Consider the following 20,524-nt stretch of genomic DNA (forward strand, 5'->3'; position numbering starts at 1 on the left):
GGGTATCAACAGGCAGGGCGCGCAACTCTCTCCCGCGCAGCGGGGGAGATGTCGGCGCAGCCGGCCGAGGGGGCGCCGGGGCAGCCCTGAACGGGTCGAGAGCCCGGCGCATGACCGCCCCCTCCCTGCCCTCCCCCGCTGCGCGGGAGAGGGTTCCGCGGCCCAGCGCCTCAGTGCTGCTGACGCGCCGCGGAGGCCGCCGACGAGGCCGTCGACAGCTTGTCCACATACGCGATGCCGATGGCCGACAGAATGAACACGCAGTGGATGATCGTCTGCCAGAGGATGCCTTCCTGCGTATAGGCCGCCTTGCTGGATCCCAGATTGCCGGCCTCGATGAAGGTGCGCAGCAGGTGGATGGACGAGATGCCGATGATCGCCATGGCGAGCTTGATCTTCAGCACGCTGGCGTTGACGTGGCTCAGCCACTCGGGCTGGTCGGGATGCCCGCTGAGCCCGAGCCTCGACACGAAAGTCTCGTAGCCGCCGACGATCACCATCACGAGCAGATTGGAGATCATCACCACGTCGATCAGGCCCAGCACGATCAGCATGATTTGCTGCTCGCTGAAGGTCGTCGCCTCCGAGACGAGGTGGATCAGCTCCTTCATGAATTTGAACACGTACACGCACTGGGCCAGAATCAACCCGAGATAGAGTGGCAGTTGCAGCCACCGGGATCCGAAGATCAGGGCGGGCAGCGGCCTGAGCGGTGCGGGTACGGCTTTAACCATCGGGAGAACCTCGGCGAAGTTGCGGCTCCGCCGCAGATAGGCGTCCGTCGGCCGGAATGCCAGAGCTCGTGGTTCCGCGACGCGGCAAGCTTCGCCCTGTCCCTTTGATCTGCCCGATGAACCGTCCTGAGGGACGGCGGCGCGGCGTCGGGACGGGGATCCAGGAGTGTTCAGGCGGGGCGCCCTTCGCCCGGCCTTTCTGGATCCCCTTCCCGCGCCTGCGGCGCGCCGGGGATGACGGGGGTTTTTGGGGGCCCAGCCGTGGAACGCGCGTTTATCTCCGCGGCCTTTCGGCCCGGAGGTGGAGGGCGGCGCGGAGCGGCGACGCTGGGGACCCCACGGCGAGTGGGGTGGGTAGAGTGGAAGCCGGGAGGCCGCCAGGCCCCGCCGCTCCGCGCGCAGCGTTGGAGGACGACAGGAAGATCCCGGGGCGCTTTCAGCCCCTTCGCGTTGTCGCTAGTCGGACCTTGTCTTTCGTCCGCCGCCTCGACCGGGTCGTGAGCCCGGCTTTGACGGCCGCCGCCCCCGATCCACATCCGTCACGCTGCAGACGCCCCTCCGTGGACCGGAGCGACGCCAAATTAGGAATATTTTCTGGATCTGTCAAGTCCATGCGCGACGTCTGTCGGCCGGAAAGGAGTTACAACTCCAGGATGCATCGAATGCAACCGAAGTGTGGCGCCAACGACCCGCAGCCGGGCTCTTGCAAAGCGGGGCGCCCCACTTCATTTGACAACGCCGAGTCAGATGACCCACTTTCCGCCCGATTAGGGCTTGCTCGACACATTTCGGGGGCTTGGGCGGCGCGCAGAACGCGCAGCCGTCGTGAAAGGCGTTGCAATGAAAGTCGTCGTCGTCGAGTCGCCGGCCAAGGCCAAGACGATCAACAAGTATCTCGGCCCCGGTTACGAGGTGATCGCGTCCTTCGGGCATATCCGCGACCTCCCGGCGAAGGACGGCTCGGTCGATCCCGAACAGGACTTCTCGATGCTGTGGGAGATCGAGGCGAAGGCCTCCAAGCGCGTCTCCGACATCGCCAGCGCCGTGAAGGGCTCCGAGCGCCTGATCCTCGCCACCGATCCGGATCGCGAGGGCGAGGCCATCTCGTGGCACATCCTGGAGGCCCTGAAGGCCCGCCGGGTGCTGAAGGACGTCCCGATCGAGCGCGTCACCTTCAACGCCATCACCAAGGACGCCGTGAAGGAGGCGATGGCCAACCCGCGCCAGATCGACCAGGCGCTGGTGGACGCCTATCTGGCCCGCCGCGCGCTGGACTACCTGGTGGGCTTCCGCCTCTCGCCCGTGCTGTGGCGCAAGCTGCCCGGCGCCCGCTCGGCCGGCCGGGTGCAGTCGGTGGCGCTGCGGCTGGTCTGCGACCGCGAGCGCGAGATCGAGACTTTCGTCAAGCGCGAGTACTGGTCGCTGGTCGCCACGCTGGCCACCCCCGCCAACGCGCTGTTTGAGGCCCGGCTCGTCGGCGCCGACGGCCGCAAGATCACCCGCCTCGACATCGGCAAGGGCGAGGAGGCCGAGGCCTTCAAGCGCGACCTCGACGCCGCCCGCTTCACGGTGGCAAATGTCGAGGCCAAGCCCGCCCGGCGCAACCCCTCCCCGCCCTTCACCACCTCGACGCTGCAGCAGGAAGCCAGCCGCAAGCTCGGCATGGCCCCGGCCCGCACCATGCAGGTGGCGCAGCGCCTCTATGAGGGCGCCGACATTGGCGGCGAGACCGTCGGCCTCATCACCTATATGCGTACCGACGGCGTCGACATGGCGCCCGAGGCCATCGCGTCGGCCCGCAAGACCATCGCCAAGGAGTATGGCGACCGCTACGTGCCGACGACGCCCCGCAAATACGTGACGAAGCAGAAGAACGCCCAGGAGGCGCACGAGGCCGTGCGCCCGACCGACATGGGCCGCCTGCCCGCGCAGGTCGCCAAGTTCCTCGAGCCCGAGCAGGCCAAGCTCTACGAGCTGATCTGGATCCGCACTGTCGCCAGCCAGATGGAATCGGCCGAGCTGGAGCGCACCACGGTCGACATCACGGCCAAGGCCGGCGGCAAGACCCTGGAGCTGCGCGCCACCGGCCAGGTGGTGAAGTTCGACGGCTTCCTGAAGCTCTACCAGGAAGGCAAGGACGACGAAGGCGACGACGAGGATTCGCGCCGCCTGCCGCCCATGAAAACAGGCGACGACCTCCGCAAGGAGAAGATCGAGGCCAACCAGCACTTCACCGAGCCGCCGCCGCGCTATTCGGAAGCCTCGCTGGTGAAGCGCATGGAGGAGCTCGGCATCGGCCGTCCCTCCACCTACGCCTCGACGCTGGCGGTGCTGAAGGACCGCGAATATGTCCGCATCGACAAGAAGCGCCTCCACGCGGAGGACAAGGGCATGCTGGTGACGGCGTTCCTGGAAAGCTTCTTCGACCGCTACGTGGAATACGACTTCACGGCGGGCCTCGAAGGCGACCTCGACCGCATCTCCAACAGCGAGATCGACTGGAAGGAGGTGCTGCGGCGCTTCTGGAAGGATTTCTCGGCCGCGCTGGACGGCACCAAGGAGCTGCGCGTCAGCGAGGTGCTGGATTCGCTGAACGAGATCATGGGGCCGCACATCTTCCCGCAAAAGGCGGATGGCGGCGACCCGCGGCTCTGCCCCACCTGCCACTCTGGCCAGCTCTCGCTGAAGCTCGGCAAGTTCGGCGCCTTCATCGGCTGCTCGAACTATCCGGAGTGCAAATACACCCGCCAGCTCTCGGCGGGCTCCGGCGACGGCGAGGCCTCCTCGGCCGATGGCGGCGCGGGCGGGACCAAGACGCTCGGCAAGGATCCGGCGACGGGCCTCGACGTCACCCTGCGCGACGGCCGCTTCGGGACCTACGTCCAGCTCGGCGAGGGCGAGAAGCCCAAGCGCCAGACCATCCCGAAGGGCACGCCGCGCGACGCCATCGACCTCGATTTCGCCGTGTCGCTGCTGTCCCTGCCGCGCGAGGTCGCCAGGCACCCGACGTCCGGCGAGCCCATCCTGGCCGGCATCGGCCGGTTCGGGCCCTATGTGCAGCACGGCAAGGTCTACGCCAATATCGGCAAGGACGACGACGTGCTGACCATCGGCGGCAACCGCGCCATCGACCTCATCGTCGCCAAGGAGAGCGGCGCCGGCCGCTTCGGCCGCAGCGCCGCCACGGCGGGGCGCGTCATCGGCGACCATCCGGATGGCGGGCCCGTCACGGTGCATGACGGCAAGTACGGCCCCTACGTGAAGCACGGGTCCGTCAACGCCACCCTGCCCAAGACCATGGCGGCCGACGCCGTCACGCTCGAGCAGGCCCTCGAGCTCATCGCCGCCCGCGCGGCCGCAGCGCCGCCCAAGAAGGGCGCGAAGAAAGCCGCCGGCAAGGCGCCCGCCAAGGCCGCGGCGAAGAGCAAGGCCGCGGGCGCGAAGGCCGCGAAGGCGCCGGCCAAAGCGAAGGCGCCGGCGAAGGCCAAGAGCGCCGCGGATGGCAAGGCCGGCGCCCCTGCAAAGCGCAAAGCGGCAGGGTGATGCGGCGCGGCTGCGGCCAAGTCGACTCTGGCTGGCGACGACAAAGACGCAGCCTCGCCAGTCCCCTCATCCTGAGGAGCAGGCCCGCTTGGGCCTGCGTTTCGAAGGACGAGGGTCTCCAGCCCGCTCGGGCATTCAGCCTTCTGGCTGCCTCCTCCTTCGAGACGCCCCGCTGCGCGGGGCTCCTCAGGATGAGGGGCATGGGGGCGGCCCGAAAACTTCCGATGGAACTTCGGCCCCGAAAACCCCATGTATAGCGGGTGAACGCACCGCCCCAGAGCCGGACCGACATCGTGCCCCAAGACCCCCACGCCATGAAGGGCGGCGATCGCCTTCCCTCGAAGGAAGCCCTCGTCGCCTTTATCAAGTCCGAGGGCGAGCTGGGCAACAAGGTCGGCAAGCGCGAGATCGCGCGGGCTTTTTCGATCAAGGGCGACGCCCGCATCGCCCTGAAGGCGATGCTGAAGGACCTGCAAAAGGACGGCGCCGTGAAGAGCCGAGGCAAGTCGCTGGCCAAAACCGGCGCGCTGCCGCCGGTGGTGCTGGCCGACATCACCGGGCGAGACCGCGACGGCGAGTTCACGGCCGTGCCGGTGGAGTGGGACGAGGAGGATCTCGGCCCCACCCCGCGCATCCATGTCCATCTGCCGCGCAAGCCCAAGCCCGGCCTCAAGGTCCCCGGCGTCGGCGACCGCGTGCTGCTGCGCGTCAACGCCGACCGCGAGGGCGACGGGACCGCCTATGCGGGCCGCGTCGTCAAGGTGCTGGACCGCGCGCAGGCGCAGGTGATCGGCGTGTTTCGCGCGGTCCCGGGCGGCGGCGGGCGGCTTGCTCCGGTCGACAAGAAGTCGCTCGGCCGCGAGATCCCCATCCCGCCCGGCGACGAGAAGGACGCGGCCGACGGCGACCTCGTGGCGGTGTCGCTCACCAAGATCGGCCGCTTCGGCGCCACGGTCGCCAAGGTGCGCGAGAAGCTCGGCTCGCTGAAGAGCGAAAAGGCCATCAGCATGGTGGCCATCCACACCCACGGCATCCCGCACGAGTTCCCGCAGGCGGTCCTGGACGAGGCCGAGCAGGCGCGGCCCGCCACGCTGGGCGAGCGCGAGGACTGGCGCGACATCCCCCTCATCACCATCGACCCGGCCGACGCCAAGGACCATGACGACGCCGTCCACGCCGAGCCGGACGACGACCCCAAGAACGAGGGCGGCTTCGTCGTCCATGTCGCGATCGCCGACGTGGCCGCCTATGTGCGCGCCGGCTCCGCGCTGGACCGCGAGGCGCTGGTGCGCGGCAACTCGGTCTACTTCCCCGACAGGGTCGTGCCGATGCTGCCGGAGCGGATCTCCAACGACCTGTGCAGCCTGCGCCCGCAGGAGGACCGACCCGCGATGGCGGTGCGCATGGTGCTGGCCGCGGACGGGCGCAAGCTGCGCCACAGCTTTCACCGCGTGCTGATGCGCTCGGCCGCCAAGCTCTCCTACCAGCAGGCGCAGGCCGCCATCGACGGGCGGCCCGACGAGACCACGGCGCCGCTGCTGGAGCCGGTGCTGAAGCCGCTCTGGGACGCCTATCGCTGCGCCACGCGCGCCCGCAACGAGCGCGGGCCGCTGGAGCTCGACCTGCCGGAGCGCAAGATCATCCTCAACAAGGACGGCGGCGTGGACCGCGTCGTGGTCCCGCCGCGCCTCGACGCCCACAAGCTGATCGAGGAGTTCATGATCCTGGCCAACGTGGCCGCCGCCGAGACGCTGGAGCAGAAGAAGACGCCCCTGCTCTACCGCGCCCATGACGAGCCGACGCTGGAGAAGATGCGCGGGCTCGGCGAGGTCCTGGCCTCCATCGGCATCAAGCTCACCGCCCAGGGCGCGCTGCGGCCCGAGTTCTTCAACCGTATCCTGAAGCGGGTCGAAGGCTCCGAGCACCAGCCCCTGATCAACGAAGTGGTGCTGCGCAGCCAGGCCCAGGCGGAGTACACGGCCGAGAACTACGGCCATTTCGGCCTGAACCTGCGCAAATACGCGCATTTCACCTCGCCGATCCGCCGCTACGCCGACCTGATCGTCCACCGGGCGCTGATCCGCGCGCTGCATGCGGGCCGCGACGGGTTGCCCGACGGCGTCATCCCGGACCTGCCGGAGATCGCCGCCAAGATCTCGGCCGCCGAGCGGCGCGCCATGGCGGCCGAGCGCGAGACCGTCGACCGGCTGATCGCCCACCATCTCGTCGACCAGATCGGCGCGGAATTCACCGGCCGGGTGGCGGGCGTCACCCGCTCGGGACTGTTCGTGAAGCTCGCCGACACCGGCGCGGACGGCTTCGTGCCCGCCGCGACGCTGGGGGCGGATTATTACCGCTACGACGAGGCGCTGCACGCGCTGGTGGGCGACCGCAGCGGCGAGACCTACCGCCTCGGCGACGAGGTCCGGGTCAAGCTGGTGGAGGCCGCCCCGCTCGCCGGCGCGCTGCGCTTCGAGATGCTGTCCGAAGGCCGGGAGGGCTCCGCCCGCGGCCGCCGCGGCCGCTCCGCCCCGCGCCCGACCGTCCGCGTCGCCGATCGAGCCGAAGGCGCCCCGCGCCGCAAGAGCCGCGTCAAGGTGCGGCGGTGAGAGCGCCTCCGCCTGTCCCGACCCGCCGCACAATCGAGAGATTCTGAAGGCAAGAAAGCCCCATGTCGCACACTCACCACTACGGCGCCCCTGCCGCCGACCCCCAGGCGCTCCCCCGGCGCGACCTCGGGCTGGCCCTCCGCCGCGGCTTTGCGGGCCGCTGCCCGCATTGCGGTCAAGGCAAGCTCTTTCGCGCCTTCCTGAAGGTCACGGACCGCTGCGCGGCGTGCGGCGCGGAGTTCCATGCCCACCGGGCGGACGACCTGCCAGCCTACATCACCATCAGCATCGTGGGCCATGTCGTGGTCGGCGGCATGCTTTACGCCGAGACCTATGGCGATTGGCCGATCCTCTGGCACGTGATCCTGTGGCCGCTGCTCACGATCGTCCTGTCCCTCGCGATCATCCAGCCCATCAAGGGCGCGATCGTCGGCCTGCAATGGGCCAACCGCATGCATGGCTTCAGCGCGACGCCCGACGGCGACGACCTCCCCGTCCTGCAGCCGCACCGGGACGCGGCCCGATGAGCGAAGCCCACGCCGTCACTCTCACGGGCGCCGAGCGCGAGCGCAGATGGCCGAATGTCCGGCCCAAGGACGCCGCCACCCTGATCCTGCTCGACCGGCAGGGCCCCTCCCCCAAGGTGCTGATGGGCCGCCGCCACGCGGGCCATAAGTTCATGCCGGGCAAGTTCGTGTTCCCGGGCGGACGGATCGAGGCCGGCGACCGGCGCATGGCCGCCGCCGGCGCGCTCGACGCCAAGGTCGAGGAGCGGCTGATGGCGCGCGTCCAGCGCCCCAGCCTGCAGCGGGCCCGCGCGCTGGCGCTGGCGGCGATCCGCGAGACCTTCGAGGAGACCGGGATGCTGCTCGGCACCACCGAGCACGGCGCCCCGGAAGCCTGCCCCGAGGGCCCGTGGGCCGATTTCGCCGGACACGGCGTCTATCCCACGCTCGAGAACCTGCAATTCGTGGCCCGCGCGATCACGCCGCCGCGCCGGCCCAAGCGCTTCGACACGCGCTTCTTCGCCGCCGAGGCCGCCGACATCGCCCACCGGGTGGAGGGCGTCGTGGGCCCCGATTCGGAGCTGGTGGAGCTCGTCTGGGTCGACCTGGAGGAAGCGCAGCGCCTCGACCTGCCCACCATCACGGGCGTGATCCTCAAGGAGCTGCAGACCCGCCTCGACGGCGGCATGGCGCCCTGGATGCCGGTGCCGTTCTACTACGAGGTGCAGGGCAAGTTCCGCCGGGACGAGCTCTGACGCCCCGACTCCGCCCACGGCTCAAACACAGCAACGCGAACGCGGCCTTGATCTCCAAGACATTTGGATTTTTAATATTGATCAATTGCAATTCTCTGGATGATTTCAGCTGGAGTTCTTTTCATGATCCCCACGATCGGGTCCGCCGATAGGGCCATCAAGGATCTGCAAGCAATCTCTGCAGGTTCGATGCACATGATCGCAAGGCTGCAAGACCGCAAGCCCGCCGAATTCAAGGTTCTGACACGCGCCGTTCAGGCGAGGTTGAAAGAAGCGCGCCCACCCAGGGCTGATGGTCGCGACGACGAAGCCGCCACTCTGGGCGTGTTGCTCGAATTGATCGGGCCGATCACGCGGGATCTGATGCAGGACAATGATGTCCGGTCTGCGCTGGGGCGATTGGCGCAGGAATTCGCGCAGATTGAAGCAACGGACGGACCCGAGCTCACGCTCTCCGCGGCGAGTCCATCCGTGGGTCCGCGCATGTTCGCCGCGCCTGCGGGCCTCGTTGTGTCTTTGCTCTATCCAGGGCTCGCCATCGCCGTGCTGGTCGTTGGCGTGGGTATCCTCGTGTGGGCGGCCGACGAGATCGAAGCCGAGAAAAAGAAGAACGAAGACGAAGACTACGAGCCTTGAGTCCGCGTGACTGACGCGGTCAGGGCGTTCTTCACCAGCGATCCTCTCCACCATCCTCGCGAAGCGATCCTGTCGCTTCTGGCGCAGGCGGCGGAGCTGGCCGACGCCGGCCGGGCGGTGGCGGTCCGTATCCACCTGTTCTCGCTCACCGATCCGGTTCTTGGCGAGGCGTTGATCCGACTTGCCGACCGACCGGGAGTGACGCTGCGCCTGCTGCTGGATTGGTGCCAGGGCGGGCCTGGTTCTGGCCGGCAGGCCAAGCGCCTGCGCGATCATCCGTCCGTCCAGCTCCGGTACCAGCTCGATTGGCCCTACCAGTGGCGAGACGGCGGCCTACGCTGGCATTATCCGTCGAGCCTTGGCCTGTGCCATCACAAGAGCCTCTGCCTCATGGTCGACGGCAGGGCCGTCGCCCTCGCGACCGGCAGTTACAACTGGACCGCTCGCGCGGCGGCTGGATACGAGAACCTGTTGGTCTTGCGGCCGGCGGACGCCGATCTCGCGGTGGTGATCTGGCGCCATCTGGAAGAATTCCGCGCCGCCTGGAACGAGCCGGGCCGCAGCGTGGACCCCGCTACGTCGTCCGAACTCTTCGCCAGAGGCAACGAACTCGGCGCCGACCATGAGCGGCTGCAAGCGGCGATTCTCGCCGGTCAGGAACAGGGACGCCCACCGGACGAGCCGCTGCCGGAAATCCGGCCGGACCCGCCGCCGATCGCCACGGGCGACATCGAAGTCGCCTTCTCGGGTGGACCGCCTTCCGAGAGCTTCCCGCGCAGGGGCTTCGCCGCCGCCAATCGGGGCAGAGCATTCGCGTTGGCCAAGCCATCCGGGCGGATCAAGACAGCGCCCCTCACCCTCGAGGCGCTGGCGCTCGAGGGGTTCAATCGTGCGAAGCCCGGGTCCACTCTCCGGATCGCGATGTTCGCCATGTCCCGACGCGCGCCGGAATATTCCGCGCTGTTGGAAGCGGCGGGCCGCGGCGTCGGCATCCGGCTGATCCTGGACCGACGCTCGTCGAAAGGACTGGCCGGCGATGTGCTGGACCTGACACGGCGCAAGGCTCTGCCCATCGACATGCGCATCGCCAACCGTTTCATGCATCAGAAGTACATGATCCTCGATGCGGAAAAATTGGTGGTGACCGGCACGGCGAACTTCACGCCCGACTCGAGCCGGCGCCATGCGGAGTCCCGTCTGCTGTTGCGGAACTCTCCCTCTGTTGCCCAGGCCTTCGCGCTGGACTTCGAGAGAATTTGGGCGCGTCTGGCTCCGGTGGAAAACCGAGACGTGGAAAGCCAAGATGGCGGCCCAAAAAGCTGAGAGGCGGGGCCCCGGGGGCGCCGCCTCTCTGAACAACGGACGACTGACAAGAGCCATCACCACAAAAAAAGATAGCGCGAGAGAAGACATTGATCAAGCCCAAGAATGCAGCTGCGGCCGGCGTGTTCGAAGGTGGGGTCTCACGGCGTTCTTGACATCCGGGCCGCGATGCGTAGGTTGCGCAGCACACGAGGCCGGTCCTAAAGACCGGCCCGCTTCTTTCATGGACACGGGTTGATGAGGGTCGAGCCCGCTGGGCTCAAACCGCCTCGACCGCACGCCGCGCCGGCGGCATCACGATAAGGGACGACCGCCATGGCCAAGGCGACCACCATCAAGATCAAGCTCGTGTCGACCGCCGACACCGGCTTCTTCTACGTCACCAAGAAGAACTCTCGGACGATGACGGACAAGCTGTCCAAGAAGAAGTACGACCCGGTCGCCAAGAAGCATGTCGAGTTCAAGGAAGCCAAGATCAAGTGATCCTGGCCGTCCGGGCCGCGCCCGGGCCGGAACTGCTTCAAAGCCGTCCCTCGGGGCGGCTTTTTTGCTGGGACGCGACGGCGCAGAGCCGGCTGAGTGGAATCGAAAAGGCCCGCGTCCAGCGCGGGCCTTTTCGTGTCGCCGATGAGGCGGGTGAAGGTGGCCGGCTGGAATTGGACCGCGAGGAGGCCACTCCGTCCAATTCCAAGCCGGCCGAACCCCGCGGAACCCAGGAGATGCGGCGGACCTGAGCACTCCGAGGGGTAGTCGTGGCGAGGAGGAGACCGATCGGTCGAGCCGTCCTCGCTGCATGAGAAGAATTTAACGTATGGAACGCCGAAGTCCACTCTCACCCGATGATGGGGTCCGTTTACTCGTCGTTAAGGTAAAGGATCGCGCCCCGACGCCTCCGCGTCAAGCCGCACGGCCCAGAATGACCCTGTTCCGGCCCTCGGCCTTGGCCTGGTAGAGCGCCTGGTCGGCGCGCTTGAGCAAAGTCTCGGGCGTTTCATCGAGCCGTGTGACGGCCGCGACCCCGATCGAGACCGTGACCGGGATCAGGTCCGCGCCCTTGTGGATCGAGAAGGGGTCCTGCTCGATGCGGCTGCGGATGCGCTCGGCGGCGAGCTGGGCCGTCTCGATGGGCGTGTCGGGCATGACCACGACGAGCTCCTCGCCGCCAAATCGGGCCACCAGGTCCGGACCGCGCAGGCTCTTTCGGACGCGCAGCGCGAACTCCTTCAGCACCTCGTCGCCGGCGTCGTGGCCGTGGGTGTCGTTGACGGCCTTGAACTTGTCGACGTCGAGGACGAGCGCCGAGAGCGGGCGGCCGCGGTTGAGCGCGTCCTCCACCAGCGCGCCGAAATGGCTGTCGAGATAGCGTCGATTGTGCAGCCCGGTGAGCGCATCCACGATGGCGAGCTCGATGGTGGCGTGCACCGTCTCGCGCAGCCGGTCGGCGTAGCGCTTGCGGCGGACCTGGGTGCGCACGCGGGCCAGAAGCTCGTTCCGGTCGATGGGCCGGACCAGGTAGTCGTTCACGCCAAGGTCGAGGCCGCGCAGGATCCGGGCGTTGTCCTCCGCCTCGGCCAGCATCAGGACGCCGATATGCCGGGTCGATTCGACCGAGCGCAATTGGCTGCACAGGCGCAGCCCGTCATAAGAGGCGAGGTCCAGCGACACGATCACGAGGTCGGGCGTGTCGTCGGAGGCAGCGAACAGCGCCTGCTGCGGGTCCGTCGCCAGCGTGACGACATGGTGCTGGGACAGCGTCGACATCAGCCGCTCGGACGATCCCGGGCGGTCGTCGACCAGCAGGATGCGCCCGCCCGCGCCGGTGTCGGCCACGGCTTGCACCAGCGGATCGCCCATGCCGGCGTCGCGCGAGGTGGCGGCGCGGCTGCGCAGCTCGTCGGTCACGGATTTCAGCCGCACGAGGCTGCGCACGCGCGCGATGAGGGAGATCTCGTTGACCGGCTTGGTCAGGAAGTCGTCGGCGCCGGCCTCCAGCCCCTTCACCCGGTCGCTCGGCTGGTCGAGCGCCGTGACCATCACGACGGGAATATGCGCCGTCATGGGGTTGGACTTGATGCGCCGGGTGACCTCGAAGCCGTCCATGCCCGGCATCATCACGTCCGTGAGGACGATGTCGCACAGGCCCTGGTCGCAGATCGCGATGGCGTCAGGCCCGTTCGTGGCGGTCAGGACGTCGAAATACTCGGCCGTGAGCCGAGCTTCCAGGAGCTTGACGTTGGGCAGCAGATCGTCGACGACCAGGACGCGAGCGGTCATGTAACGGCAGCCCCCTCAGGCGTCGCCAAGATAGATGCGAACCGTTTCGATGAACTTGCCGACCGAGATCGGTTTTGAGAGATAGGCCTCGCAACCCTTGCGGCGGATCCGCTCCTCGTCGCCCTTCATGGCGAAGGCCGTGATGGCGATGATCGGGATCGAGCGCAGCTCCTCGTCGCTCTTCATCCACTGCGTGACGTCCTCGCCCGAGACCTCGGGCAGCTGGATGTCCATCAGGATGAGATCGGGCGCATGCTTGCGCGCAAGTTCGATCGCCTCGACGCCGCTCGCGGTTTTCAGGGTCTGGTAGCCGTGGGCTTCGAGAAGGTCGTTGAAGAGCTTCATATTGAGCTCGTTGTCCTCAACGATCAGAACAGTTTTTGCCATTGGCATATCCTCGCACGCCGTCCACAATCATAGGGTTCGGCGTCGACCTCGTCCCGGACCGTCTCTCACGATATAGCTGATACATGTTGATGAAACACAAACCCGGGCCCTCCAGGGCGGACAGGCCGGGCCGGATGACCCGCGAACTCGCCGAAGCGCTCGCCATCGAGGCGCTCGGATACCTGGCGGCGGAGCCCGAAAGGCTGGAGCGCTTCATGGCCCTGACGGGCCTGACGCCGGACACGCTGCGCGGCGCAGCCGGCGAGCCGGGGTTCTTCGTGGCCGTGCTGGACCACCTCGCCGGCGACGAATCGCAGCTGCTCGCCTTCGCGGCCAACGCCGGCCGGCCGCCCGAGCACGTGCTGGCGGCGCGCGACATGCTGGCCGGGCCCGACGCCATGGGGCTTCGCGAGGGCTGACGCCATGGGGGGCGCGTCCGGGAACGACCCGAAGGGCCTGGCCGGGAGCGACGCCGCCGCCGCGCCGGCGCGCCTGTGCCGGGACTGCCTGTCGGCCTCCCCGGCCCGCCCCGGACGCGTCGGACGCTGCGCGGCCTGCGGCTCCCCTCGCCTGCTCGCCCATCCCGAGCTTCACCAGCTCTGCATCGCCCATATCGACTGCGACGCCTTCTTCGCCGCCATCGAGAAGCGCGACGACCCGTCGCTCGCCGACAAGCCGCTGATCATCGGCGGCGGCCGGCGCGGCGTGGTCTCCACGGCCTGCTACATCGCCCGCACCTATGGGGTGCGCTCGGCCATGCCGATGTTCCAGGCCCTGAAGGCCTGCCCGCACGCCGTGGTGGTGCGGCCCGACATTGAGAAATATTCCCGGGTCGGCCGGCAGATCCGCACCATGATGCTGGACCTGACCCCGGCGGTGGAGCCCATCTCCATCGACGAGGCCTTCCTGGACCTCTCCGGCACGCAGCGCCTGCACCGGGCGAGCCCGGCCGAGACGCTGGCGCGCTTCGCCCGGCGGATCGAGCAGGAGCTGGGCCTCTCGGTCTCGGTCGGGCTCTCCTACAACAAGTTCCTGGCCAAGATCGCGTCCGACCTCGACAAGCCCCGCGGCTTCCAGGTGATCGGCCGGGCCGAGGTGGCGGGTTTCCTCGCCGACAGGCCGATCGGCATCATCCCGGGCGTCGGTAAGGTCACCCAGGAGCGCCTCGCCCGCGACGGGCTGCGCCTCATCGGCGACATCCAGCGCCGCCCCGAGGCCGATCTCGCCCGCCGCTACGGCGAGGAGGGCCTGCGCCTGGCCCGGCTGGCCCGCGGCGAGGACCGCCGGCTCGTGAAGCCCGAGCGGGACACCAAGAGCGTCTCCGCCGAGACCACCTTCGACCAGGACATCGCCGACCCCGAGCAGCTTGTCCCGGTGCTGCTGCGCCTCTCCGAGAAGGTGGCGCTGCGCCTGCGCAAGGCCGATTTCTCGGCCCGCGGGCTCACCCTGAAGCTGAAGACGGCGGATTTCCGCACCCGCACGCGGGCGCGTTCCGGCTTCCCGCCGACGCAGCTCGCCTCCCGCATCTTCGAGGCCGGCCGCGAGATGCTGCTGAAGGAGTGCGACGGCACGCGCTTTCGCCTCATCGGCATCGGCGCGTCGGACCTCGGGCCCGGCGCGGAGGCCGACCGCGGCGACCTGATCGACGTCACCGCGCCGCGCGACGCCGGCGTGGAGCGCGCCATCGACAAATTGCGGGAGAAGTTCGGCGGCGAGGCCGTCATGCGCGGCCTCGTCTTCGGCGCCCGTCGCGAGCGGGAGCGCAAGTCCGGAGACGAGTGACGGCCGCTACTGCGGGCAGTCCTGCGCCTTCATGACGTCGAGGCGCTTGAGGTCGCCCGACAGGCTGAAGTCGCCATAGTCGAGCCTGAGCTTGCGCGACACGCCGTTCTCCAGAAGCTCGAAGGAGAGCGTGTAGACCGGCCGCTGGCTATCCTGCGTGCCTTCCTCGAAATAGCTGACCGACACCGGCCAACGCGCCAGCTTGTCCCATCCGGCGTCGCGCAGCGGCTGCTCCAGCTCGCCGTCGCGCTCATGCGGGACGGGCTTCCCGATGACCGAGAAGGTGTCGTAGACCTTCTTGCCGCCCTCGGAGCCGTCGAAGAGCTTCACCGAGGAGGTGCTGGCGCCGGCCCGCGCCGCCTCGATCAGCATGCGCATCTGCGCCGTCGGGAAGGCGATGTCGCCCTTCAGCGTCGCGCGCCCGGGCTGGGGCTTCTTCAGCCGCACCGCGATGCCGTCCGCGATCTTCTCCGCCGTGCCGTCGGTGGCCTCCGTCGGCGCCTGGCCCATGCGCGATTCGGTGTTGAAGCGGAACGTCTTGCCGTCGCCCTCCTCGAAGGTGGTGGTGCGCATGTCGGAGAGCCGCGAGCCAATGTCGCCGCCGGTCAGCTCCGTCACCTGTCGGAAGGTCAGGGCGTAGCCTTCGCAGGCGGAGCCCGTGAACTCGAAGACGATGCGCCCGCGCGCCGACTCGACGCCTTTGGCCCCGCCGGTCTTGGCCAGCGACAGGTCGTAGCTGGCGCGGTGCGGCGCCATCGCGAGGGGGCCGGCCGCGGCCGGCGCCGCATGGGCCGTCGCCAGGCACAGGCCGACGAAGATGAAGCGCGCGCGCATTCGAAACTCCTTTGGTCCGCGACGGTGCGCGGCGTCCATGGAACGATAGCCGTCGCCATGGGCGCCAGCAATGCGGCGCTGGCGGGGCATGCTTGCCGAGGGCCGGGCGATGCGCCACAACGGCTGCGGCGGCCGTTCGCCGCGCCTGTCGCCAACGCCGCCGAACGAGCGAGGATCCCATGAGCATCGAAGCCAAGCTGAAAGAACTCGGCGTCACCCTGCCCACGCCGGGCGCGCCCATCGCCAACTACGTGCCCTGCGTGCGCACCGGCTCGCTCCTGGTGGTGTCGGGCCAGCTCTGCCTCGGCGCGGACGGCAAGCTCGCGGACGCCCACAAGGGCAAGCTCGGCGGCGAAGTTGCGGCCGAGGCCGCCATCGAGGCGGCGCGCCTGTGCGCCATCAACATTCTCGCCCAGGCCAAGGTCGCGCTCGGCTCGCTCGACGCCATCCAGCGCTGCGTGCGTCTCGGCGGCTTCATCAACTGCGTCCCCACCTACGGGGCCATCGCGCCGGTGATGAACGGCGCATCCGATTTCATGGTCGCCGCGCTGGGCGACAAGGGCCGCCACGCCCGCAGCACCATCGGGGTGGCCGAACTGCCGCTCGACGCCGTGGTGGAGGTCGAAGCCATGTTCGAGGTGGCGTGAATGTCGGCCCCTGCCTGGCTCATCGCCCGCCCCATCGCGCATCGCGGCCTGCATGACCGCGCCCGCGGGGTCGTCGAGAACACCGCCTCCGCCGCCCGCGCCGCCATCGAGAAAGGCTTCGCCATCGAGTGCGACGTCCAGCTCACCCGCGACCTCGATGCGGTCGTCTTCCACGACTACGCGCTGGAGCGCCTGACCGTGGACGGCGCCGGCCGCGTCGCGGACCGCACGGCGGCCGAGATGGCCGCGCTGTCGCTGAAGCATACGGCGGACCGGGTGCAGACCCTGGCGGAGTTCCTCGCCGTGCTGGGCGGCCGCACGCCGCTGGTGCTGGAGATCAAGAGCGCCTTCGAGGGCGACATGCGGCTCACCCGCCGGGTCGTCGACGTGCTGAAGGACTATGACGGCCCGGTCGCGATCAAGAGCTTCGATCCCGACATCGTCGCCCTGCTTCGCGAGCTCGCCCCGGACCGCCCGCGCGGGATCGTGGCCGAGAACGACTACGAGCACGGCGAATACGCCAGGCTGTCCGCCGAGACCAAGCGGGCCATGTCCAACCTGCTCCACTACGAGCGCAGCCGGCCGGACTTCCTGTCCTGGCAGGTGAAGGACCTGCAGAGCGCCGCGCCCTATCTCTGCCGCAAGGCGGTGGGGCTGCCGGTGATGACCTGGACGGTCCGCACGCCCGAGCAGCTGGCGCAGGCCAGGGCCGGGGCCGACCAGATCGTCTTCGAGGGCTTCCTGCCCTGACGCGCGTCCGCGACGACGCGCCCGGCTTGCCCTCGGGCCTGCAAAGCCTAGCTTGGGGGAAGCTGCCCGGTTCGAACTGGCGACATGGCCGAACACTCCCCGCCTGACATCCCCGCCGATTTCGTCCTGAAAGTCGCCTCCAGCCTCAAGGCCGTGGATGCGGCTGCGTGGGACGCCTGCGCCCATCCGCAGGGCGCGCCTGAATCGGCGTCTGAGGATGATCCCGCCAACCCGTTCATCTCGCACGCTTTCCTGTCGGCGCTGGAGGAGTCCGGGTCGGCCGTGGCCCGCACCGGATGGGCGCCGGCCCATGTGCTGGTCGAGGACGGGGAAGGCCAGCTGCTCGCCTGCGCGCCGTGCTACCGCAAGTCCCATTCGCGCGGCGAATACGTCTTCGACAGCGGCTGGGCCGACGCCTATGAGCGCGCCGGCGGCAGCTACTATCCGAAGCTCCAGGTCTCCGTGCCGTTCACCCCGGCCACCGGGCGGCGCCTGCTGGTGCGCCCCGGCCCGCGGGCGGCGCTCGCGCGCGAGGCGGCCATCGGCGCCCTGCGGGCGCTCCGCGCCCAGACGGGCTCGTCCTCCATCCACCTCACCTTCCTGCCGAAGGCCGATTGGGACGACCTTGGCGCGCGCGGCTTCCTGCAGCGCACCGACCAGCAGTTCCACTGGCTCAACGACGGCTATGCGAGCTTCGAGGGGTTCCTGGAGGCGCTGGCGTCGCGCAAGCGCAAGGCGATCCGGCGCGAGCGCCGCGACGCCGTGGCCAACGACATCGTCATCGAGCGCCTGACCGGCGCCGCCATCACGGAGGCGCACTGGGACGCGTTCTTCACGTTCTACATGGACACGGGCTCGCGCAAATGGGGCCGGCCCTACCTGACCCGGGCCTTCTTCTCGCTCATCGGCGAGCGCATGGCCGACAAGGTGCTCCTGGTGATGGCGCGGCGCGGCGGACGCTACGTGGCCGGGGCGATCAACTTCATCGGCGGCGACGCCCTCTATGGCCGCAACTGGGGCTGCATCGAGGATCACCCCTTCCTGCATTTCGAAATCTGCTACTATCAGGCCATCGAATTCGCGATCGAGCGGGGCTTCTCCCGGGTCGAGGCGGGCGCCCAGGGCGAGCACAAGCTGGCCCGCGGCTACCGCGCCGTGACCACCTACTCGGCGCACGACCTCGCCGACCCGTCCTTGCGCAAGGCGGTGGCGGACTACCTCGCGCGCGAGCGCAGCTACGTGGCGAGCCTGCACGAGGAATACGAGGAGCACGCGCCGTTCAGGAAGGCGTGATCGGCGCCAGATCGCCGGAACGCCCGGCTCGAGCGGGGCATGGATCGACGACAGGCGCCCGGGCGGCGCTCGCAGGCAGGAGAGTCTGGCGATGTGGCGCACTCTATTTGTCCTGACGGCGGCCGGCGCAGCCGTCGCCGCTGTGGTCCCGGCGATGGCGCAAGGCCGTCCGCAGACCCCCGCCATGACCTGCGCGCAGACGCGCAGCATCGTCGCCGCCAATGGCGGGATCGTGCTCGGCACGGGCGGCTACACCTATGACCGCTATGTCAGGGACGCCAGCGCCTGCCTGCCCGGCCAGGCGCTGAAGCGCCAGTTCGTGCCCACGCGCGACCAGCCCGCCTGCCTGCTTTATGTGTGCTTCGATCCCACCTTCGACCGCTTCTTCGATGACTGAGCCGGCCGCCGGCCAGGCCGGGGCGGCTTGACGGCGCGCCCTGCGCGCGCGACATCCGGGACGGTGCCGGACGGGCGCGCGACGGGGCGGACCGATGACGACCTATGACGACCAGAACGTCTTCGCCAGGATCCTCCGGGGCGAACTGCCCTGCGAGAAGGTCTACGAGGACGAGGCGACCTTCGCCTTCATGGACATCATGCCCCGCGCCGACGGGCACGTGCTGGTGATCCCCAAGACGCCGGCCCGCACCATCCTGGACATCCGCCCCGAGGACCTGTCGCGCCTGATAGTCTCCGTCCAGACGATCGCCAAGGCGGTGAAGGCCGGCATGGCGGCGGACGGCCTGACGATCCAGCAGTTCAACGAGAGCGCCGGCGGCCAGGTCGTGTTCCACATGCATGTTCACGTCCTGCCGCGGTGGGACGGCGTGCCGCTGCGCCCCCACACGGGCCAGATGGAGAAGCCGGAGGCCCTCAAGGCGCATGCGGACCGGATCCGCGCCGCGCTGGGGAAGTGAGCCTCAGGGCATCGCCGCATAGGCCGCCGCGATCAGCACGGCTTCGCCGACGATGACGCCGGCGAAGAAGGAGCGGCGAAAGAGGAAGAACGCGACGAAGCCGGCCAGCACGCCGCCGACCCTGCCCCACCAGGGCGCGAGCGCCAGCGCGCCGCTGGGCGTGAGCAGCAGCTTGGCGACGACGGCGGCCAGCAGGGCCGTCGCGACCGCCCGGACCCAGACCAAAAACACCGATCCGTCCGACAGCCCCCGCGAGGCGAAGACGCCCAGCGTGCGCCAGATCTCGGTCGGCGCCATGCCGCAGATCACGATCAGCACATAGGGCCAGAGGGGACCGTGCACCACGGCGAGATCGAGGCTCATCGGCGCCGCTCCAGTCCCTGCCCGACCCAGAAGGCGGCCGTGCCGCCGATGAGGCCGACGCCCAGCAGGTCGAAGCCGTCGCCCAGCACGGCGCGGATCGGCGGCTCCAGCGTGAAGCCGAGGCCGATCGCGATCCAGTCGGCCGGGACTCTCGCGCCGGCGCTGATCGAGATGGTGAAATAGATCGGGCTGACGAACAGGATCGCGGCGGCCAGCGCCGGCGGCAGCGACGCCACCAAGAAATAGCCGACGCCCGTCGAAGCCGTGCTGAGCAGGATGCAGGCGGCGGCGAAGCCGAAATAATAGGGCGCGCGGGCCGCCGTCGGCAGATGGGGCAGCCGCCGCAGGCACTCCGTCCACACCGTGACGGCGATGAAATGCGCGGACGCGATCTGGGTGGAGAGCCGCTGGCCGGGGCGACGCAAGAGCGGGAGGATCGCCACCGTCATGGGAAAGAACCGCACCGACGAGAAGCCGATCGCGGCCGCGATGGCGTAGGGGGTCATCCCGGCCGCGACGCCGCCATAGAAGATCACCTGCGCCGGGCTGGCCCAGATCAGCAGCGTCGAGGCCATCGCGGCGCCGACCGGGTGTCCGACGGACTGGGCCAGTCCTCCGACGCCGACCAGCGACAACGCCACCACCCAGGCCGGCAGCGCCAGGGCGTCGCGCACGCCCTTGAAGAACCAGCGTGCGTCCCCGGAGGGCTCCTGCGCGGGCGTCAGCTCCACGGGACCGCGCCGCCGCTCACGGGCCGCCCTTGTCCTTGCCGGTCAGGATGCCCATCAGGGGCGTCGCCTTGATCTGGTCGCGCACCTGCAGCCAGCCCCAATAGAGGCCGAACGCCATCGCCGGCACCAAAATCCAGGCGATCAACTCCTCCAGCCGCTCGCGCTTGCGCCTGCGTTGCCGCCGCTTTTCGAACCACGAGGCCACTTGTCCCCTCCCGACGCCGGCCGCCTCCGGCCCCGAACATGAGGATGGGCGGAGCGCTTCCGCCCCGCCCGTCCGTCTCGGTCCGTTCTAGCGCAACATGACTGCGGCCGAAACCGCCGAAGCGCGCGCCCCCGTCGGAACTGGACGGCTCTGGACGCCCGGCTGGGCCGCGGCCGGGACCAGGCGGATGCGAAACGACCCGGACCATGCAGCGCATGATCCGGGTCGGCGATGT

21 protein-coding genes are annotated in these 20,524 nt (G+C 69.1%); 14 read left to right on the forward strand and 7 right to left on the reverse strand.

What is annotated here, in order from left to right; translation table 11 throughout:
* Positions 1–170 precede the first annotated feature (170 nt).
* Positions 171–734, reverse strand: coding sequence for a TIGR00645 family protein (locus tag ABEG18_RS14850; RefSeq protein WP_406853831.1), 564 nt, complete (start codon positions 732–734; stop codon positions 171–173).
* 840 nt (positions 735–1,574) lie between these two features.
* Here ABEG18_RS14850 and topA point away from each other — a divergent pair.
* From topA to rpmG, 7 genes are all read left to right on the forward strand, one after another.
* Entirely contained in the window at positions 1,575–4,277 is a 2,703-nt protein-coding gene (topA, locus tag ABEG18_RS14855) for a type I DNA topoisomerase (protein WP_406853832.1), read from the forward strand.
* Between the two features lie 314 nt (positions 4,278–4,591).
* Positions 4,592–6,886, forward strand: a complete 2,295-nt coding sequence (rnr, locus tag ABEG18_RS14860; protein ID WP_406858616.1) for a ribonuclease R — start codon at positions 4,592–4,594, stop codon at positions 6,884–6,886.
* Positions 6,887–6,948: 62 nt separating this feature from the next.
* Complete coding sequence (locus tag ABEG18_RS14865; protein WP_406853833.1) at positions 6,949–7,413, forward strand: DUF983 domain-containing protein; 465 nt, start codon at positions 6,949–6,951, stop codon at positions 7,411–7,413.
* Positions 7,410–8,147 (forward strand): NUDIX hydrolase, encoded by a 738-nt coding sequence (locus ABEG18_RS14870; protein ID WP_406853834.1) that lies wholly within the window; start codon positions 7,410–7,412, stop codon positions 8,145–8,147. Before ABEG18_RS14865 ends, ABEG18_RS14870 begins: the two co-directional genes overlap by 4 nt.
* Positions 8,148–8,270: 123 nt before the next feature.
* Positions 8,271–8,783, forward strand: a complete 513-nt coding sequence (locus ABEG18_RS14875; RefSeq protein ID WP_406853835.1) for a hypothetical protein — start codon at positions 8,271–8,273, stop codon at positions 8,781–8,783.
* 6 nt (positions 8,784–8,789) lie between these two features.
* Positions 8,790–10,106 carry a phospholipase D-like domain-containing protein gene (locus ABEG18_RS14880; protein ID WP_406853836.1) on the forward strand — a complete coding sequence of 439 codons (1,317 nt, stop codon included), beginning with the start codon at positions 8,790–8,792 and terminating at the stop codon, positions 10,104–10,106.
* Between the two features lie 315 nt (positions 10,107–10,421).
* The gene (rpmG, locus tag ABEG18_RS14885; protein WP_406853837.1) at positions 10,422–10,589 is read left to right on the forward strand and encodes a 50S ribosomal protein L33; all 168 of its coding nucleotides are present in this window, start codon (positions 10,422–10,424) and stop codon (positions 10,587–10,589) included.
* Between the two features lie 414 nt (positions 10,590–11,003).
* Here rpmG and ABEG18_RS14890 read toward each other — a convergent pair whose 3' ends face one another.
* Both ABEG18_RS14890 and ABEG18_RS14895 read right to left on the reverse strand, forming a co-directional pair.
* Positions 11,004–12,380, reverse strand: coding sequence for a PleD family two-component system response regulator (locus tag ABEG18_RS14890; RefSeq protein ID WP_406853838.1), 1,377 nt, complete (start codon positions 12,378–12,380; stop codon positions 11,004–11,006).
* A gap of 15 nt (positions 12,381–12,395) precedes the next feature.
* Positions 12,396–12,767: a response regulator gene (locus ABEG18_RS14895; protein ID WP_406853839.1), complete on the reverse strand. Its 372-nt coding sequence runs from the start codon at positions 12,765–12,767 to the stop codon at positions 12,396–12,398.
* 134 nt (positions 12,768–12,901) lie between these two features.
* Here ABEG18_RS14895 and ABEG18_RS14900 point away from each other — a divergent pair, with 134 nt between their 5' ends.
* Both ABEG18_RS14900 and ABEG18_RS14905 read left to right on the forward strand, forming a co-directional pair.
* The gene (locus ABEG18_RS14900; RefSeq protein WP_406853840.1) at positions 12,902–13,186 is read left to right on the forward strand and encodes a DUF3572 domain-containing protein; all 285 of its coding nucleotides are present in this window, start codon (positions 12,902–12,904) and stop codon (positions 13,184–13,186) included.
* Positions 13,187–13,190: 4 nt separating this feature from the next.
* A complete protein-coding gene (locus ABEG18_RS14905; protein WP_406853841.1) occupies positions 13,191–14,549 on the forward strand; it encodes a DNA polymerase IV in 1,359 nt (452 codons plus the stop codon).
* A 6-nt stretch (positions 14,550–14,555) separates the two neighbouring features.
* Here ABEG18_RS14905 and ABEG18_RS14910 read toward each other — a convergent pair whose 3' ends face one another.
* Positions 14,556–15,383, reverse strand: coding sequence for a cell envelope integrity EipB family protein (locus ABEG18_RS14910; protein WP_406853842.1), 828 nt, complete (start codon positions 15,381–15,383; stop codon positions 14,556–14,558).
* 179 nt (positions 15,384–15,562) lie between these two features.
* Here ABEG18_RS14910 and ABEG18_RS14915 point away from each other — a divergent pair, with 179 nt between their 5' ends.
* From ABEG18_RS14915 to ABEG18_RS14935, 5 genes are all read left to right on the forward strand, one after another.
* On the forward strand, positions 15,563–16,030 hold the full coding sequence (locus ABEG18_RS14915; protein WP_406853843.1) for a RidA family protein: 468 nt from the start codon (positions 15,563–15,565) through the stop codon (positions 16,028–16,030).
* Positions 16,031–16,780: a glycerophosphodiester phosphodiesterase family protein gene (locus ABEG18_RS14920; protein WP_406853844.1), complete on the forward strand. Its 750-nt coding sequence runs from the start codon at positions 16,031–16,033 to the stop codon at positions 16,778–16,780.
* 84 nt (positions 16,781–16,864) lie between these two features.
* The gene (locus ABEG18_RS14925; protein ID WP_406853845.1) at positions 16,865–18,073 is read left to right on the forward strand and encodes a GNAT family N-acetyltransferase; all 1,209 of its coding nucleotides are present in this window, start codon (positions 16,865–16,867) and stop codon (positions 18,071–18,073) included.
* Positions 18,074–18,164: 91 nt separating this feature from the next.
* The gene (locus tag ABEG18_RS14930) at positions 18,165–18,470 is read left to right on the forward strand and encodes a hypothetical protein (RefSeq protein WP_406853846.1); all 306 of its coding nucleotides are present in this window, start codon (positions 18,165–18,167) and stop codon (positions 18,468–18,470) included.
* 94 nt (positions 18,471–18,564) lie between these two features.
* Positions 18,565–18,990: an HIT family protein gene (locus tag ABEG18_RS14935; protein WP_406853847.1), complete on the forward strand. Its 426-nt coding sequence runs from the start codon at positions 18,565–18,567 to the stop codon at positions 18,988–18,990.
* A gap of 3 nt (positions 18,991–18,993) precedes the next feature.
* Here the strand turns inward: ABEG18_RS14935 and ABEG18_RS14940 are convergent, their stop codons facing one another.
* The 3 genes from ABEG18_RS14940 to ABEG18_RS14950 are packed head-to-tail and all read right to left on the reverse strand — an operon-like array spanning position 18,994 to position 20,289.
* A complete protein-coding gene (locus tag ABEG18_RS14940) occupies positions 18,994–19,353 on the reverse strand; it encodes an AzlD domain-containing protein (RefSeq protein ID WP_406853848.1) in 360 nt (119 codons plus the stop codon).
* Positions 19,350–20,084 carry an AzlC family ABC transporter permease gene (locus ABEG18_RS14945; RefSeq protein ID WP_406853849.1) on the reverse strand — a complete coding sequence of 245 codons (735 nt, stop codon included), beginning with the start codon at positions 20,082–20,084 and terminating at the stop codon, positions 19,350–19,352. The genes ABEG18_RS14940 and ABEG18_RS14945 overlap by 4 nt, the downstream gene beginning before the upstream one ends.
* Positions 20,085–20,100: 16 nt before the next feature.
* Complete coding sequence (locus tag ABEG18_RS14950; protein WP_406853850.1) at positions 20,101–20,289, reverse strand: hypothetical protein; 189 nt, start codon at positions 20,287–20,289, stop codon at positions 20,101–20,103.
* Positions 20,290–20,524 lie beyond the last annotated feature (235 nt).

It is taken from the genome of Alsobacter sp. KACC 23698 (genome assembly GCF_045348435.1).
Taxonomy (GTDB): domain Bacteria; phylum Pseudomonadota; class Alphaproteobacteria; order Rhizobiales; family Beijerinckiaceae; genus Alsobacter.